At 70.7% G+C, this 16,407-nt stretch carries 14 protein-coding genes; 10 read left to right on the top strand and 4 right to left on the bottom strand.

What is annotated here, in order from left to right:
• Window positions 1-141: 141 nt before the first annotated feature.
• Together ACFWVP_RS31735 and ACFWVP_RS31730 are read right to left on the bottom strand one after the other, a co-directional pair.
• Entirely contained in the window at window positions 142-984 is an 843-nt protein-coding gene (locus tag ACFWVP_RS31735) for a glutamate ABC transporter substrate-binding protein (protein ID WP_384501434.1), read from the bottom strand.
• Between the two features lie 65 nt (window positions 985-1,049).
• The gene (locus tag ACFWVP_RS31730) at window positions 1,050-1,835 is read right to left on the bottom strand and encodes an amino acid ABC transporter ATP-binding protein (protein WP_384501433.1); all 786 of its coding nucleotides are present in this window, start codon (window positions 1,833-1,835) and stop codon (window positions 1,050-1,052) included.
• 340 nt (window positions 1,836-2,175) lie between these two features.
• Here ACFWVP_RS31730 and ACFWVP_RS31725 point away from each other — a divergent pair, with 340 nt between their 5' ends.
• Window positions 2,176-2,868: a response regulator transcription factor gene (locus tag ACFWVP_RS31725; RefSeq protein WP_384501432.1), complete on the top strand. Its 693-nt coding sequence runs from the start codon at window positions 2,176-2,178 to the stop codon at window positions 2,866-2,868.
• Window positions 2,869-2,882: 14 nt separating this feature from the next.
• Window positions 2,883-4,277 carry a sensor histidine kinase gene (locus ACFWVP_RS31720; RefSeq protein ID WP_384501431.1) on the top strand — a complete coding sequence of 465 codons (1,395 nt, stop codon included), beginning with the start codon at window positions 2,883-2,885 and terminating at the stop codon, window positions 4,275-4,277.
• Between the two features lie 75 nt (window positions 4,278-4,352).
• Here the strand turns inward: ACFWVP_RS31720 and ACFWVP_RS31715 are convergent, their stop codons facing one another.
• Window positions 4,353-5,351, bottom strand: coding sequence for a TAXI family TRAP transporter solute-binding subunit (locus tag ACFWVP_RS31715; protein ID WP_384501430.1), 999 nt, complete (start codon window positions 5,349-5,351; stop codon window positions 4,353-4,355).
• Window positions 5,352-5,461: 110 nt separating this feature from the next.
• On the opposite strand from ACFWVP_RS31715, the gene miaB reads away from it, so the two are divergent.
• Both miaB and ACFWVP_RS31705 read left to right on the top strand, forming a co-directional pair.
• A complete protein-coding gene (miaB, locus tag ACFWVP_RS31710) occupies window positions 5,462-6,985 on the top strand; it encodes a tRNA (N6-isopentenyl adenosine(37)-C2)-methylthiotransferase MiaB (RefSeq protein WP_384501429.1) in 1,524 nt (507 codons plus the stop codon).
• Between the two features lie 92 nt (window positions 6,986-7,077).
• Window positions 7,078-7,797 (top strand): class III extradiol dioxygenase subunit B-like domain-containing protein, encoded by a 720-nt coding sequence (locus ACFWVP_RS31705; protein WP_384501428.1) that lies wholly within the window; start codon window positions 7,078-7,080, stop codon window positions 7,795-7,797.
• A 104-nt stretch (window positions 7,798-7,901) separates the two neighbouring features.
• Here ACFWVP_RS31705 and ACFWVP_RS31700 read toward each other — a convergent pair whose 3' ends face one another.
• Window positions 7,902-8,147, bottom strand: coding sequence for an antitoxin (locus ACFWVP_RS31700; protein WP_384501427.1), 246 nt, complete (start codon window positions 8,145-8,147; stop codon window positions 7,902-7,904).
• A 162-nt stretch (window positions 8,148-8,309) separates the two neighbouring features.
• Between ACFWVP_RS31700 and miaA the strand changes: the two genes are divergently transcribed.
• The 6 genes from miaA (at window position 8,310) to hflX (ending at window position 16,366) form a co-directional block, all read left to right on the top strand.
• Window positions 8,310-9,248, top strand: a complete 939-nt coding sequence (miaA, locus tag ACFWVP_RS31695) for a tRNA (adenosine(37)-N6)-dimethylallyltransferase MiaA (RefSeq protein ID WP_384501426.1) — start codon at window positions 8,310-8,312, stop codon at window positions 9,246-9,248.
• 108 nt (window positions 9,249-9,356) lie between these two features.
• Window positions 9,357-9,788 carry a hypothetical protein gene (locus ACFWVP_RS31690; RefSeq protein WP_384501460.1) on the top strand — a complete coding sequence of 144 codons (432 nt, stop codon included), beginning with the start codon at window positions 9,357-9,359 and terminating at the stop codon, window positions 9,786-9,788.
• A 73-nt stretch (window positions 9,789-9,861) separates the two neighbouring features.
• Window positions 9,862-10,752 (top strand): diaminopimelate epimerase, encoded by an 891-nt coding sequence (dapF, locus tag ACFWVP_RS31685; protein WP_384501425.1) that lies wholly within the window; start codon window positions 9,862-9,864, stop codon window positions 10,750-10,752.
• A gap of 139 nt (window positions 10,753-10,891) precedes the next feature.
• The gene (locus ACFWVP_RS31680; RefSeq protein ID WP_384501424.1) at window positions 10,892-13,069 is read left to right on the top strand and encodes a RelA/SpoT family protein; all 2,178 of its coding nucleotides are present in this window, start codon (window positions 10,892-10,894) and stop codon (window positions 13,067-13,069) included.
• A gap of 99 nt (window positions 13,070-13,168) precedes the next feature.
• A complete protein-coding gene (locus tag ACFWVP_RS31675) occupies window positions 13,169-14,659 on the top strand; it encodes a M1 family metallopeptidase (RefSeq protein WP_384501423.1) in 1,491 nt (496 codons plus the stop codon).
• Window positions 14,660-14,845: 186 nt separating this feature from the next.
• Entirely contained in the window at window positions 14,846-16,366 is a 1,521-nt protein-coding gene (gene hflX, locus ACFWVP_RS31670; protein ID WP_384501422.1) for a GTPase HflX, read from the top strand.
• Window positions 16,367-16,407: the final 41 nt, after the last annotated feature.

Genomic DNA, 16,407 nt, shown 5'->3' with positions numbered 1-16,407 from the left:
AACCCCCCCTGAAGGTCTTAAAATTCATAAACTTCCAAAACCTTCTCCCTTGATTCCTGTTGTGGGCTGGTTAGGGTCCGCCCCCTCGAGCGGGGCGCACCTCATGTCGGCCCGGTTGCGGACCGCCCTGCGACGGGAGCCCTACTTGACGATGTCGCCGATGGCCGGCGCGGGCTCGTTCTTGTAGCCGGCGGGACCGAAGTTGGCCTCGACCGCCTTGTCCCACGCACCGTCCGAGACCATCTTGGTGAGCGCGGCGTCGATCTTCTTCTTGAGGTCGGCGTCGCCCTTCTTCAGGCCGATGCCGTAGTTCTCGTTGGTCATCTTGAAGCCGGCCAGCTTGAACTTGCCCTTGTGGGCGTCCTGCGCGGCGTATCCGGCGAGGATGGAGTCGTCCGTGGTCAGCGCGTCGATGGCCTTGTTCTCCAGGCCGGTGAGGCACTCGGAGTAGCCGCCGTAGTTCTGCAGCTGGGCCTTGGGCGCCAGCTTCTCCTTGACGTTCTTCGCCGAGGTCGAACCGGTGACGGAACAGAGCTTCTTGTCGTTCAGGTCCTCGGGCGACTTGATGGAGTCGTCGTCGGCCCGGACGAGGACGTCCTGGTGCGCGAGGAGGTACGGGCCCGCGAAGTCGACCTTCTGCAGACGCTCGTCGTTGATGGAGTACGTCGCCGCGATGAACTTCACGTCGCCACGCTCGATGGCGGTCTCGCGGTCGGCGCTCTTCGTCTCGACGAAGTTGATGTTCTTGGCGTCGAAGCCGAGCTCCTTGGCGACGTACGTGGCGACATCCACGTCGAAGCCGGCGAACTTGCCGTCGGGCGTCTTCAGACCCAGACCGGGCTGGTCGATCTTGATGCCGATGGTGATCTTCTCGCCGCCGCCGGAGCCCGCGGCGTCGTCCTTGTCTTCGGAGCCACAGGCGGTGGCGGTGAGGGCGAGCGCGAGCACGGCGGCCGAGGCGGCGGTGACCTTACGAAGCTGCATGGTGGAATTCCCTGTGGTTGACGTGATGGTGGTGATCAGCTGTTCCGGAGAGCAGCCGTGCGGGATCAGTGGTGAAGGATCTTCGACAGGAAGTCCTTGGCCCGGTCACTGCGCGGGTTGCTGAAGAACTGGTCGGGCGCCGCCTCTTCGACGATCTTCCCGTCGGCCATGAAGACGACCCGGTTGGCCGCCGACCTGGCGAAGCCCATCTCGTGGGTGACGACGACCATGGTCATCCCGTCCCGGGCGAGCTGCTGCATGACCTCCAGCACCTCGTTGATCATTTCCGGGTCGAGCGCCGACGTCGGCTCGTCGAACAGCATGACCTTGGGGTCCATCGCCAACGCGCGTGCGATGGCGACACGTTGCTGCTGACCGCCGGAGAGCTGCGAAGGGTACTTGTCGGCCTGCGTGGCCACGCCCACCCGGTCGAGCAGCGAACGCGCCTTCTCCTCTGCGGCGGCCTTGTCCATCTTGCGGACCTTGAGCTGGCCCAGCATCACGTTCTCGAGCACCGTCTTGTGCGCGAAGAGATTGAACGACTGGAAGACCATGCCGACGTCTGCACGCAGCCTGGCCAGCTCCTTGCCCTCCTGAGGCAGGGGCTTGCCGTCGATCGTGATCGCGCCCGAGTCGATCGTCTCCAAGCGGTTGATCGTGCGGCACAGCGTGGACTTCCCGGACCCGGAGGGTCCGATGACGACGACTACCTCGCCACGGGCGATGGTCAGGTCGATGTCCTGGAGCACATGCAGCGCGCCGAAGTGCTTGTTGACGTTGCTCAGTACGACAAGGTCGTCTCCCGCAGGTGCGGCATCCTCGGCGGCCTTGGTCACTGAAACTCCGCTCATCGGCTTTTTGCTCCGTCCTCCTCGGTTAGGGGAAGACCCTAGTGACGCAGTGCGATCAGCGTCATTACATCTGAGCGGAAATTGAGCATAACGATCCGGCCGCAACCGGACACTCCGTGTGAACAGGACGCCTCGATGCACACGGAGGCGTACCGGGTGGGTAACGGAAACCCGCTGGTAACGGGGAGGGTCTTGACTGGCGTACCGGTCATCGGAGTGGATGCCCTGGTACGGACGAAGTGAATCGCCGAGGTACGCGAGGGTCCACCCGGTGGAACGGCCGTCGGCCATCACGCATAGTTTTCACCGGGCCCGGAATCGCGGGACGGAGAGGGGGGCCATGAGACTGCTGCTCGTCGAGGACGACAACCATGTCGCGGCGGCCCTGTCCGCCGTGCTCGCGCGCCACGGGTTCCAGGTGGTGCACGCCCGCAGCGGCGAGGAGGCCCTGCAGGCGCTGCTGCCCGCGGAGAAGGAACCCTTCGGGGTCGTGCTCCTCGACCTCGGCCTGCCCGACCAGGACGGCTACGAGGTCTGCGGGAAGATCCGCAAGCGCTCCGCGATCCCCGTGATCATGGTGACGGCGCGCGCGGACGTCCGCTCGCGGATCCACGGCCTCAACCTCGGCGCGGACGACTACGTCGTCAAGCCGTACGACACCGGCGAGCTCCTCGCCCGGATCCATGCCGTCGCCCGGCGCAGGACGGCCGGCGAGGACACCGGGCCGACCCCGCTCGCGGCCCTGCGGCTCGGACCGGTCGACATCGAGCTGCCGACCCGCCGGGTCAGCGTCGACGGCCAGGAGGTCCAGCTCACGCGAAAGGAGTTCGACCTGCTCGCGCTGCTCGCGCAACGCCCCGGTGTGGTCTTCCGCCGGGAGCAGATCATCAGCGAGGTGTGGCGGACCAGCTGGGAGGGAACCGGCCGCACCCTTGAGGTGCACGTGGCGTCGCTGCGTTCCAAGCTGCGGCTTCCCGCACTGATCGAGACCGTGCGAGGCGTCGGTTACCGGCTCGTCGCACCGTCCGCCTAGGACGTCCGTTCCCCGTGCGCACCCGCCTGCTTCCCCTGCTCATCATCCTGATGGCCGCCGTCCTGCTCGCCCTCGGATTCCCGCTGGCCGTGCGCGTGGCCGCCGCCGAACAGCAGCGCGTCGTCATCGACCGGATCGACGACACGGCACGCTTCGCCGCGCTCGCCCAGTTCGTCAGCGAACCCGTCGACGGCAGCGACGAACGGCAGCGGATCCTGCAGACCGAACTCGAGGCCTACAACTCGGTGTACGGGATCAAGGCAGGGGTCTTCTACCGCGACGACAGACCCCTCGCCAAGGCTCCCGCCTCCTGGCTCCTGCCGTCCGAGGGCGAAGGGCGCGAGGCGTTCAAGGAGGCCCTGCTCGGCCGCCGTTCCCACGACCCGCCCCAGGTCTGGCCCGGTCAGCACGGCCGGCTCGTCGTCGCCTCACCGGTCGTGCGGGACGGAGACGTGGTCGCCGTCGTGGTGACCGACTCGCCGACCGACGGCATGCGCTCCCGGACGCTGCGCGGCTGGCTGCTCATCGCACTCGGCGAGGGCGCGGCCATGCTGGTGGCGGTCGGCGCCGCGTTCCGCCTCACCGGATGGGTGCTGCTGCCCGTACGGATCCTGGACGCGGCCACCCACGACATCGCCAGCGGCCGGATGCGGTCCCGGGTGGCCGCCTCCGGAGGACCACCGGAACTCCAACGGCTGGCCCGGTCGTTCAACGAGATGGCCGACAACGTCGAGGACGTGCTGGAGCAGCAGCGCGCCTTCGTCGCCGACGCCTCGCACCAGCTGCGCAACCCACTGGCCGCGCTGCTCCTGCGGATCGAGCTCCTCGCCCTCGAACTCCCCGAGGGCAACGAGGAGATCGCCTCGGTGCGCACCGAGGGCAAGCGCCTCGCCCAGGTCCTGGACGACCTGCTCGACCTCGCGCTGGCCGAGCACGCGGAGGCGGACCTCCGGCTCACGGACATCGGAGCGCTCACGGCCGAGCGGGTCGCCTCGTGGCGCCCGCTCGCCGAGGAGAAGGGCGTACGGCTGACCCTGGACGGCGCCGCCGCGATGACCGGCTGGGCCGACCCGATCGCCCTCTCCAGCGCGCTGGACGCCGTCATCGACAACGCGCTCAAATTCACCCCGGAGGGCCAGGAGGTCCGGGTCACCGCCGGATCCGACGGCTCGGGCGCGACGGTCGTCGTCACCGACCAGGGGCCCGGGCTCACCGAACAGGAGCTGGAGCGCGTCGGTGACCGCTTCTGGCGCAGCAACCGCCACCAGAACATCAAGGGATCCGGTCTCGGGCTCTCCATCTCGCGCGCGCTGCTCACCACGGGTGGCGGCTCGATCGGCTACGGCAGGAACGAGCCGCACGGTCTGCGGGTGACGGTCACGGTGCCGCGGAACCCGCCGCACGCGTGAGCCGTGAGCGGGGTGCCGTGGAACCCCCGTGAACGAGGTGCCGCGAAACCCGCCCCGCCGCGTGAGCGTGGACGGTCAGGGCTTGGCCGAACGGTAGTAGCGCTGGGCGCCCTCGTGCAGCGGCAGCGGATCGGTGTAGATCGCCGTCCGCAGGTCGACCAGCTGCGCCGCGTGCACCTCACGCCCGATCCGGTCCCGGCTGTCGATGACGGTCCGGGTGAACGCCTCCGTCATCAGCGGATCCGTACGGTCCGTCGTGATCAGCAGATTGGCGACCGCGACCGTCGGCACGGGCTGTCCCTGGTGCGCGTGGTCGTACGCGTCGGCCGGCATCGCCGCCGAGCGGTAGTGGCGGGTGGACCCGCCGACCGCCTGGAGCTCGCTGATCAGCTCGTCCTCCAGCGGGACCAGGCGGATGGCGAACCTCTCCGCGAGGTCCTCCACCGCGCCGGTAGGCAGCCCGCCGGACCAGAAGAAGGCGTCCAGCCGGCCGTCGGCCAGCCTCGCGGGCATCGTGTCGATGCCCGCCTCTACCGGGGTGATGTCCTCGGCCGGATCGATGCCCGCCGCCCTCATCAGCCGGTCGGCGACGAGGAGCACCCCCGACCCCTGCTGCCCCACGCCGACCCGCTTGCCCCGCAGACCGGCGACCGTCCGGATCCCGGAGTCCCGGGGCACGATGAGCTGGACGTAGTCGTCGTAGAGCCGGACGCAGCCGCGCAGCCGCTCCGCGCCGGGTTTCCCGCTCTGCAGATAGGTGGCCACCGCGTCAGCTGTGGCGACGGTGAAGTCCGCCTTGCCCGTCGCCACCCGCTCGATGTTCTGCTGGGAGCCCACGCTGTTCTTCAGCCGTATCGACACCTTGGGCATGTCCTTGGCCAGCGCACCCTCCAGCCGCTCCCCGTAGCGCTGGTAGACCCCGCTGCGTACGCCGGTGGAGAACGTGAGGGAACCGCTGGGCTCCGGCTCCCCGAGGGGGGACACCCACCACAGCAGCAGCCCGAGAACGACCGCGGCGGCGGCGCCCCCCTGAAGGGTGCGTCGGCGGCCGAATCGGGACAGTGCGTGCGGCATGGCGCGATCCTGCCAGGCCTTGCCCCGTCCTGGCCAGGCCCGATTTCCCCGGCAAGGGCCCAGGAGGCTCCGGCGGCGGGAGAAGTGCCATCACCGCCTACCCTTGTCCCATGACCAGCGGCAACCGGAGCGAGACAGTGGACGTCCAGAAGAGCTACGAGGTACGCACTTACGGGTGCCAGATGAACGTCCATGACTCCGAGCGCTTGTCGGGGCTCCTCGAGGACGCCGGTTACGTACCGGCCCCGGCGGGCTCCGACGGGGACGCCGACGTCGTCGTCTTCAACACCTGTGCGGTGCGGGAGAACGCCGACAACAAGCTGTACGGCAACCTCGGCCGCCTCGCCCCGATGAAGACCAGGCGCCCCGGGATGCAGATCGCCGTCGGCGGCTGCCTGGCGCAGAAGGACCGCGACACCATCGTCGAGCGGGCCCCCTGGGTGGACGTCGTCTTCGGCACGCACAACATCGGCAAGCTGCCGGTCCTCCTGGAGCGCGCCCGCGTCCAGGAGGAGGCGCAGGTGGAGATCGCCGAGTCCCTGGAGGCCTTCCCCTCCACTCTGCCAACCCGGCGCGAGTCCGCGTACGCGGCCTGGGTGTCGATCTCCGTCGGCTGCAACAACACCTGCACGTTCTGTATCGTCCCGGCGCTGCGCGGCAAGGAGAAGGACCGCCGCACCGGCGACATCCTGGCCGAGATCGAGGCGCTCGTCGGCGAGGGCGTCAGCGAGATCACCCTGCTCGGCCAGAACGTGAACGCCTACGGCTCCGACATCGGCGACCGTGAGGCCTTCTCCAAGCTGCTGCGCGCCTGCGGCGCCATCGAGGGGCTGGAGCGCGTCCGCTTCACCTCGCCCCACCCGCGTGACTTCACCGACGACGTGATCGCCGCGATGGCCGAGACCCCGAACGTCATGCCCCAGCTCCACATGCCGATGCAGTCGGGCTCGGACACCGTCTTGAAGGCCATGCGCCGCTCGTACCGACAGGAGCGCTTCCTGGGGATCATCGGGAAGGTGCGGGCCGCGATGCCGGACGCCGCGATCTCCACCGACATCATCGTGGGCTTCCCCGGCGAGACCGAGGAGGACTTCGAGCAGACGCTGCACGCGGTGCGCGAGGCCCGTTTCGCCAACGCGTTCACCTTTCAGTACTCCAAGCGCCCCGGGACGCCCGCCGCGGACATGGACGGGCAGATCCCCAAGGAGGTCGTCCAGGAGCGCTACATGCGCCTGTCCGCCCTCCAGGAGGAGATTTCCTGGGAGGAGAACAAGAAGCAGGTCGGCCGCGTCCTGGAGGTCATGGTCGCGGAGGGCGAGGGCCGCAAGGACGGGGCCACCCAGCGCCTCTCCGGGCGTGCCCCGGACAACCGCCTGGTGCACTTCACCAAGCCCGACCAGGAGGTGCGCCCCGGGGATGTCGTCACCGTGGAGATCACCTACGCCGCCCCGCACCACCTGCTCGCCGAGGGCGCGCCGCTGGGCGTCCGGCTCACCCGGTCGGGTGAGGCCTGGGAGAAGCGCAACCGGGTGGCCGCTCCGAAGCCCGCCGGAGTCATGCTGGGGCTGCCCGGGGTCGGAGCCCCCGCCCCGCTGCCCGCCGCCGCGGCGCCCGGGTGCGGCAGCCTCGGCTGAAGGCCGGGACCCGCCAGGGGCACGTGGCCGGCTGACGGCCGGTTCCGGCGTCCGCGACCGTCGCCGGGACCCGTCGCAGTACGCTGACCGGCATGCTTGTCGCCGCCGCCGTCTGTCCCTGTCCACCGCTGCTGGTTCCCGAGGTGGCCGCGGGAGCCGCACCCGAGCTCGACGCCGCGCGGAGCGCGTGCGTCGACGCCCTGGGTGTGCTCGCCGCCGCCCGGCCCGATCTGCTGATCGTGGCAGGGCCCGCCGGCACGGACGGCCGCGACGTGTTCCCCGCGGGCTCGGAGGGCTCCTTCGCCGGATACGGCGTCGGCCTGACCGTACGGCTCGGGGAGGCACCTGCCGCGTCTCCGGCACCGGTGGGCCGGCTCCCGGCGTCCCTCGCCGTCGGAGCCTGGCTGCTGGCCCGCACCCGATGGACGGGCGCTCCGGTCGAAGGGCTCGGGGTGGGGGAGACGCTGACCGCCGACCGCTGTGCCCGGGCGGGACAGGAACTCGCGGCACGGGCGGACAGGGTCGCCCTGCTGGTGATGGGCGACGGCAGCGCCTGCCGCACGGTCAAGGCACCCGGCTATCTCGACGGGCGGGCGGAAGACTTCGACGCGGCGGCGACGCGCGCCCTGGGCGCCGCCGACCTCGCCGCGCTGAGCACACTGGACGCGTCACTCGCGTACGAACTGAAGGCGGCGGGCCGGGCGCCCTGGCAGGTGCTCGCGGGCGCCGCCCAAGGGGCCGGGCTCGCCGGCCGGCTGCTGTACGAGGACGCTCCGTACGGCGTGGGCTACGCCGTCGCCGCCTGGTCGTGACCCGCCCGCCGGCGCGCACGACGGCCCTCACACGCCGCGGACACACCTGGGGGCCGCGGAGCTGATCGCTCCGCGGCCCCGGTCGGTGGCTGACGGTACCCGGGTCAGGGCGCGGGTGGTGCGGGCGGCGTACCGCCCTCGTTCTTGTGGCCCAGACGGTCGACCGCGCCCTTGGCCTTCTGTGTGCCGGACGCGATCTTGTCGCTGTACTTGCCCTTGGTCCTTTGGTCGACCGTTCGGGCGGCCCTGTCGAGGCCCTGGTCGATCTTGCCCCCGTGCTGGTGCGCGAGGTCGCCGACCTTGTCCTTGGCCGGGGCCAGCTTGGCCTTCAGGTTGTCCAGGAAACCCATGGGTCACCTTCCGTGCTGGGGGACTGTGATCACACTTTACCCGCGCGGGGGCAAACACGCGTGACTCGCCGTGTCCGGCCGCACGACGGGGCAACGACCGTGGCCCCGGGAACGTCACCTCGCTCGTTCGGGAAGCGTCCCGAAGTTTGAGACACTGTCTCAGTGAGAAGACCAGCTCCCGCCCCCCGCGTCATCACCGTCGTCGGTCCCACCGCCGCCGGAAAGTCCGATCTGGGCGTGTACCTGGCGCAGCAGCTCGGGGGTGAGGTGGTCAACGCCGATTCCATGCAGCTCTACCGCGGGATGGACATCGGCACGGCGAAGCTCACGTACCCGGAGCGCGGGGAGATCCCTCACCACCTGCTGGACATCTGGGACGTCACCGAGGCCGCCAGCGTCGCCGAGTACCAGCGTCTCGCCCGTGCGGAGATCGACCGGCTGCTGGCCGAGGGGCGCACTCCCGTCCTGGTGGGCGGCTCGGGTCTCTACGTGAAGGGCGCGATCGACGCCCTGGAGTTCCCCGGCACGGATCCCGCGGTGCGCGCCCGGCTCGAACAGGAACTGACGGAGAAGGGCTCCGGAACCCTGCACCTCCGGCTCGCCGCCGCGGACCCGGATGCCGCCCGCGCCATCCTGGCCAGCAACGGACGGCGCATCGTCCGGGCCCTGGAGGTCATCGAGATCACGGGCAAGCCCTTCACCGCCAACCTCCCGGGCGACGAATCCGTGTACGACGCCGTCCAGATCGGTGTCGACGTCGAACGCCCGGAACTCGACGAGCGCATCCGCGTCCGGGTGGACCGGATGTGGGAGGCCGGGCTGGTGGACGAGGTGCGCGCCCTGGAGGGCCTGGGCCTGCGCGACGGCCGCACGGCCTCCCGGGCGCTCGGCTACCAGCAGGTCCTCGCGGCGCTCGCGGGGGAGTGCACCGAGGACGAGGCGCGCGCCGAGACCGTACGCGCCACCAAACGCTTCGCGCGCCGTCAGGACTCGTGGTTCCGCCGCGACCCGCGCGTCCGATGGCTGAGCGGCGCGGCGGAACAGCGCGGGGAACTCCCGCACCGGGCGCTGGCGTTGGTCGAACGAGCGGTTACATCCTGATCACGTGATGGCATCGGGACGCTCCGCCCGTCATTTCGGTGCCCCGGAGCGTGCCATCATCGAGCATCGATCGACCAGTGGAGTCCGAGTATGGGAGGGCGCGTGGCGATGGAGGCCGGCCCTCGCGACACAGACCAGGACGCACCGGATGCGCGGCACGAGGCAGGACGTCTGAGCCCCGACGAGCTCGATGTGACCACCGAGGTCGAGGTCGAGCTGCGCCCCGCCCGCCGCATGCGGATCTGGCAGCTCGCACCGATCGTCATGCTGGCCGCGCTCGGCTCCCTGATGTTCGCCTTCCCGCTCGCCTTCGAGTTCGGTGACGGCGGTGCCGTCGTGGCGATGCTCGGACTGCTCATCAGCTGCTGCGCCGCGGGCTGGGGCATGATGGCGGCGCGCCGCGTGGGCCACACCTGGCCCGGCACGGCCGCGAAGGAATCGGGCGGACGGCCGGACTGGCGCGTGATCGTGCTGTACGTCGCCGTGTGCGCCGGACTGGTCGCACTCGCCGTCTGGCGCGTCGCCCGCCTCCGCTCCTGAGCCGGAGAGCCCGCCGGTCCCGGTGGGCGGACCGGTTCCGCGGGCTGTCGGTCCGGCCTCGTACAGTTGGACCGTGAGCACTTCGCAGATCCCCTTCCTCAAGGGCCACGGCACCGAGAACGACTTCGTGATCGTTCCCGACCCGGAGAACGCCGTCGACCTGCCGGCCTCCGTCGTCGCGCGACTGTGCGACCGCCGGGCGGGCATCGGCGGCGACGGTCTGCTGCACGTCGTGCGGTCCGCCGCGCACCCCGAGGCTTCGGACATGGCCGGACAGGCCGAGTGGTTCATGGACTACCGCAACGCGGACGGTTCGATCGCCGAGATGTGCGGCAACGGCGTGCGCGTCTTCGCCCACCACCTCCAGCGCGCCGGACTCGTCGAGGAGGGCGACCTGGCCGTCGCCACCCGGGGCGGGGTCAAGCGGGTGCACATCGCCGAGGACGGCGCCATCACGGTCTCCATGGGGCGCGCCGAGCTCCCCGCGAGCGGTGTCACCGTCACGGTCGACGGCCGCAGCTGGGACGCGCGGAACGTGAACATGGGCAATCCGCACGCTGTCACGTTCGTCGACGACCTGGCCCATGCCGGGGACCTGCGCTCCGCACCGGCGTTCGGCCCGGAGTCCGTCTACCCCGACGGCGTCAACATCGAGTTCGTCGTGGACCGCGGACCGCGTCATGTGGCCATGCGTGTCCATGAGCGCGGCTCCGGCGAGACCCGATCCTGCGGAACGGGCGCCTGTGCCGTGGCCGTCGCCGCCGCCCGCAGGGACGGCGTCGATCCCGCGGAGACCGGCTCCCCGGCCACGTACACGGTGGACCTCCCCGGCGGAACGCTGGTGATCACCGAGTATCCGGACGGCGGGGTCGACATGACGGGGCCCGCCGTGATCGTCGCCGAGGGCCTGATCGATCCCGGACTGCTCGGACCGACGCGTCAGGGTTCCGCTTCGGCGCGCTAGCGTTTCGCTCGAATGGGTGATCCGTTTCACGCTGGGCGAGAGCTGGACTGCGCCACGTGGTGGGGTCGGTAGCATCAAGCACCGGCCCCGAGACGCATCCGCGTCTCCCACCGCCGGTCGACGTTGCCGGAGGTGCCCCATGAGCGCAGAGGCCACCAATCCAGGTGTTCCCCTTCGCAAGCGCAGTCGTCCCAGGATCGATCTGCGCAGGCTCGGTCGTGTGGCCCTGCTCGGGTCGGTCTCCCGTGACCGGCTGCCCGATGCCATCGGGCACGTCGCGGAGGCCCACCGCGCGCACCATCCGAACGCCGACCTCACCATCCTGCGCCGGGCCTACCTCCTCGCGGAGTCCTCCCACCGCGGCCAGATGCGCAAGAGCGGCGAGCCGTACATCACGCACCCGCTGGCGGTGACGCTGATCCTCGCCGAACTCGGCGCGGAGACCACGACCCTGACGGCATCGCTCCTCCACGACACCGTGGAGGACACCGAGGTGACGCTCGCTCAGGTGCGCGAGGAATTCGGCGACGAGGTCTGCTACCTGGTCGACGGGGTCACCAAGCTGGAGAAGGTCGACTACGGTGCCGCCGCCGAACCCGAGACCTTCCGCAAGATGCTCGTCGCCACGGGGAACGACGTGCGGGTCATGTCGATCAAGCTCGCCGACCGGCTGCACAACATGCGGACCCTCGGTGTCATGCGCCCCGAGAAACAGGTCAGGATCGCCAAGGTCACCCGCGACGTGCTCATCCCGCTCGCCGAACGCCTCGGTGTCCAGGCGCTCAAGACCGAGCTGGAGGACCTCGTCTTCGCCATCCTCCACCCCGAGGAGTACGCGCACACCCGGTCCCTGATTGCCGTCTCGGAGGGTGCGCAGGACCCGCTCGCGGAGATCGCGGAAAGCGTCAGATCGACCCTGCGGGAAGCCGGCGTCACGGCCGAAGTGCTCATCAGACCACGCCACTTCGTCTCCGTGCACCGGGTCAGGATGAAACGCGGGGAACTGCGCGGAACCGACTTCGGACGGCTGCTGGTGCTGGTCGGCGAGGACGCCGACTGCTATGCGGTCCTGGGCGAACTGCACACCTGTTTCACCCCGGTGATCTCCGAGTTCAAGGACTTTGTCGCGGCCCCGAAATTCAACCTCTACCAGTCGCTGCACACCGCCGTCGTCGGCCCGGAGGGCGCGGTGGCCGAAGTCCTCATCCGTACGCACCGGATGCACAAGGTCGCCGAGGCCGGCGTCGTCGCACTCGGCAACCCCTACACCGCGGACGGCGCCACCGCCCCGAATCAGGCCGAGCCCGCCGACGGCGCCACCGTCCCGCCCCATGCCGAGCCCGCGGACGGCGAGCGCGCCGACCCGACCAGGCCCGGCTGGCTCTCCCGCCTCCTGGACTGGCAGGAGTCCGCCACCGACCCCGACACGTTCTGGACCACCCTGCGCGCCGACCTCGCCCAGGACCGCGAGATCACGGTCTTCCGTACCGACGGCGGGACCCTCGGGCTGCCCGCGGGCGCCAGCTGCGTCGACGCCGCGTACGCGCAGTACGGCGAAGAGGCGCACGGCTCCATCGGGGCCCGGGTCAACGGCCGTCTGGCCACGCTCAGCACCGTACTGAACGACGGCGACACCGTGCAGCCGCTGCTCGCCCAGGACGCCTCCTCCGGGCCCTCACCGGAGTGGCTCGACCACGTCCGTACGCCCACCGCGAGGATCGCCATCACCGGCTGGCTCGACGCCCACCCCGACGGCGCCCAGCCGCACGGCAGGCCCGTGGAGCCGAGGCCGCAGCACCAGCCCGCGGACGACGCGGCGAACGGCCGAGGCAGGGCGGACAGCCGGGCCGCGGGCGTCGTCGTGGACACACCTGGCGTGCCGGTCCGTCTCGCCGGCTGCTGCACACCCGTGCCGCCCGACGACATCATCGGGTGCACGGTGCGCGGCGGGGCCGTCACCGTGCACCGTACGGAGTGTCCGGCGGCGGCCCGGATGAAGGCGATCGGCCGCGTGGCGGTCGGCGCCCGCTGGAACGACACGGGCGACTGGAGCGACCCCGCCGACTACCGGGTCACCCTCGTCGCCGAGTCCTTCGGCCGTCCCCGGCTGCTCGCCGACCTGACCGAGGCCATCGCCACCGCGGACGCCGCCATCGTCGCCGCGACCGTCGAACCGCCCAGCGAACAGCGCGTCCGGCACACCTACACACTGCAGCTCCCGGACGCGGCGGGGCTGCCCGGACTGATGCGGGCGATGCGCGACGTACCCGGCGTGTACGACGTGAGCCGGGCCCAGCAGCCCGCCACCACCGTCTGACCCGTCGCCCTGCCCCTCCTGCCGGTTCCCGGCGACCCGTTCGGGTGGTGCGGCGCGCGCCACCCCCGTACGGGGAGTTCCCGCTGGTAGCCGTAGTCCATGCCGCTCACCTTCCGTCGACTGCGCGCCGCCCTGCTGGCCACCGCCTCGGCCACCCTCGTCGCCGCGACCCTGCCCGCGCCCGAACCGCTGGGCATCGGCGACCGCCTGTTCCCGCTGCTCGGCAACCCCGGGTACGACGTCCTCTCGTACGACATCTCCCTCGACTACGGGGGCAGCAACACCGAGCCGCTCGACGCCGTCACCAGGATCGACGCGCGCACCACCGACCCCCTGGAACGGATCAACCTGGACTTCGCGCGGGGCACCGTCCGATCCGTCGAAGTCAACGGCCTGCGCTCGGAGTTCGCCACCGCGAAGGAAGACCTCGTCGTGCGGGCGCCCGCACGCCTCCCGGCGGGCGTGCCCGTACGCATCACCGTCCGGCACACCAGCGACCCCTCCGGCGACCAGGCCAACGGCGGATGGGTCCGGACCGCCGACGGCCTCGCCATGGCCAACCAGGCGGACGCCGCGCACCGGGTCTTCCCCGGCAACGACCACCCCGCCGACAAGGCCCTCTTCACCTTCCGGGTCACCGCACCGCGGGAACTCACGGTCGTGGCCGGCGGCCTGCCCGCCGGCAAGCACCGGCAGGGTGCCACGACCACCTGGACCTACCGCACCGGACACCCGATGGCCACCGAGCTGGCCCAGGTCTCCATCGGCCGCTCCGCCGTCCGGCACCGGACCGGGCCGCACGGGCTGCCGCTGCGCGACGTGGTGCCCGCGGCCGACCGGGAGAAGCTGGAACCCTGGCTGCGCAGGACCCCCGGGCAGCTGGCCTGGATGGAGGAACAGGTCGGGCCCTACCCGTTCGAGACGTACGGACTGCTGGTCGCGGACACGGAGACCGGCTTCGAGCTGGAGACCCAGACGCTCTCGCTCTTCGAACGTTCCCTGTTCACCGAGCCCGGATACCCCGAGTGGTACATCGACTCGATCATGGTCCACGAGCTCGCCCACCAGTGGTTCGGCAACAGTGTCTCGCCCGCGGCATGGTCAGACCTGTGGCTCAGCGAAGGACACGCCACCTGGTACGAGGCCCGCTACGCCGAGGAGCAGGCGAAGAAGCCCATGGAGCGGCGGATGCGCGAGGCGTACGCCCGGTCCGACGCCTGGCGCGCGGCCGGCGGACCGCCCGCCCACCCCGACGTCCCGACCCCGAGCCACAAGATCAGCCTGTTCCGGCCTGTGGTGTACGACGGCAGCGCGCTCGTCCTGTACGCGCTGCGCGAGGAGATCGGCGAGGCTGCCTTCGACCACCTGGAGCGGACCTGGGTGCGCAGGCACAGGGACGAGTCGGCGACCACCGAGGACTTCACGGGGCTGGCGTCGAGGATCGCGGGCCGGGACCTGACCACGTTCTTCGACGGCTGGCTGTACGGGGAGAAGACGCCGCCCATGCCGGGGCACCCGGACTGGCGCAGCGCCGAGCCCCGGGGCGCGGCCGGTCCGCAGGGTTCGACGACTGCCCGGAAGCCCGGATGACGGGCCCGGCGGGCGGCTGAGGACGTGGGCCGCGGGCCGGTAAACCCGCGTGACGAGCCCGGCGAGGACATGCCACTATCAACGCGTCGGCACGGCGGCCGGCCGGTGGATCCCACCCCGGGGAATCTTCCGGCGGGATCACGCGTTGTGACTGACGTATCGGACTTCTATCGACGTAAGGATCCAATGACCTCCTCTTCTTCCCTTCCCCAGGACGCGCAGGACGCGCAGAGTGCCACGGAACCCACCTCCGAGAGCCTCACCGAGAGCCTTCGGGCCGACGCCCTGATGGAAGAGGACGTCGCCTGGAGCCACGAGATCGACGGGGAGCGGGACGGCGAACAGCTCGACCGTTCCGAGCGTGCGGCGCTGCGCCGCGTGGCCGGTCTCTCCACGGAGCTCGAGGACGTCACCGAGGTCGAGTACCGACAGCTGCGCCTGGAGCGCGTGGTGCTGGTCGGTGTCTGGACGTCGGGGACGGTGCACGACGCGGAGATCTCGCTCGCCGAGCTGGCGGCGCTGGCCGAGACGGCGGGCGCCCAGGTGCTCGACGCCGTGTTCCAGCGGCGCGACAAGCCCGACCCGGCCACGTACATCGGCTCCGGCAAGGCTCTGGAGCTGCGCGACATCGTTCTCGAGTCCGGCGCCGACACCGTCGTCTGCGACGGTGAGCTCAGCCCCGGCCAGCTGATCCACCTTGAAGACGTCGTCAAGGTCAAGGTGGTCGACCGGACAGCCCTGATCCTCGACATCTTCGCCCAGCACGCCAAGTCCCGTGAGGGCAAGGCACAGGTCTCGCTGGCACAGATGCAGTACATGCTGCCGCGCCTGCGCGGCTGGGGTCAGTCGCTCTCCCGGCAGATGGGTGGCGGCGGATCCAGCGGCGGCGGCGGGATGGCCACCCGTGGTCCCGGTGAGACCAAGATCGAGACGGACCGGCGGCGGATCCGCGAGAAGATGGCGAAGATGCGCCGGGAGATCGCGGAGATGAAGACGGGCCGCGAGATCAAGCGGCAGGAGCGCAGGCGCAACAAGGTGCCTTCGGTCGCCATCGCCGGATACACCAACGCGGGCAAGTCGTCGCTGCTCAACCGGCTCACCGGTGCGGGCGTCCTGGTGGAGAACTCCCTGTTCGCCACCCTGGACCCTACCGTGCGCCGGGCCGAGACACCGAGCGGCCGGATCTACACCCTGGCCGACACCGTCGGGTTCGTACGCCACCTCCCGCACCACCTCGTCGAGGCGTTCCGCTCCACCATGGAGGAGGTCGGCGAGTCCGATCTCATCCTGCACGTGGTGGACGGCTCACACCCGGTGCCCGAGGAGCAGCTCGCCGCCGTGCGCGAGGTGATCCGGGAGGTCGGGGCCGTGGACATCCCCGAGGTCGTCGTGATCAACAAGGCGGACGCGGCGGACCCGCTCGTCCTCCAGCGGCTGTTGCGGACCGAGAAGCACGCGATCGTAGTGTCGGCGCGGACCGGCGCGGGCATCGACGAGCTGCTGGCGCTCATCGACTCCGAGCTGCCGAGGCCGTCCGTCGAGATCGAGGCCCTCGTGCCCTACATCCAGGGCGGACTCGTCTCCCGGGTGCACGCCGAGGGCGAGGTGATCTCCGAGGAGCACACTGCGGAGGGCACCCTGCTCAAGGCGCTGGTGCACGAGGAGCTCGGAGCCGAGCTCGCGACCTTCGTGCCCGTGGCTCCCTGACGTACCACCGCACACAGCCGGATGGCCCGGCCCCCTCGGCG

Origin of the sequence: Streptomyces sp. NPDC058637 (assembly GCF_042717325.1) — a bacterium.
In the GTDB taxonomy this organism is placed as follows: Bacteria; Actinomycetota; Actinomycetes; order Streptomycetales; family Streptomycetaceae; genus Streptomyces.
This window is presented reverse-complemented; position numbering and strand designations above follow the sequence as displayed.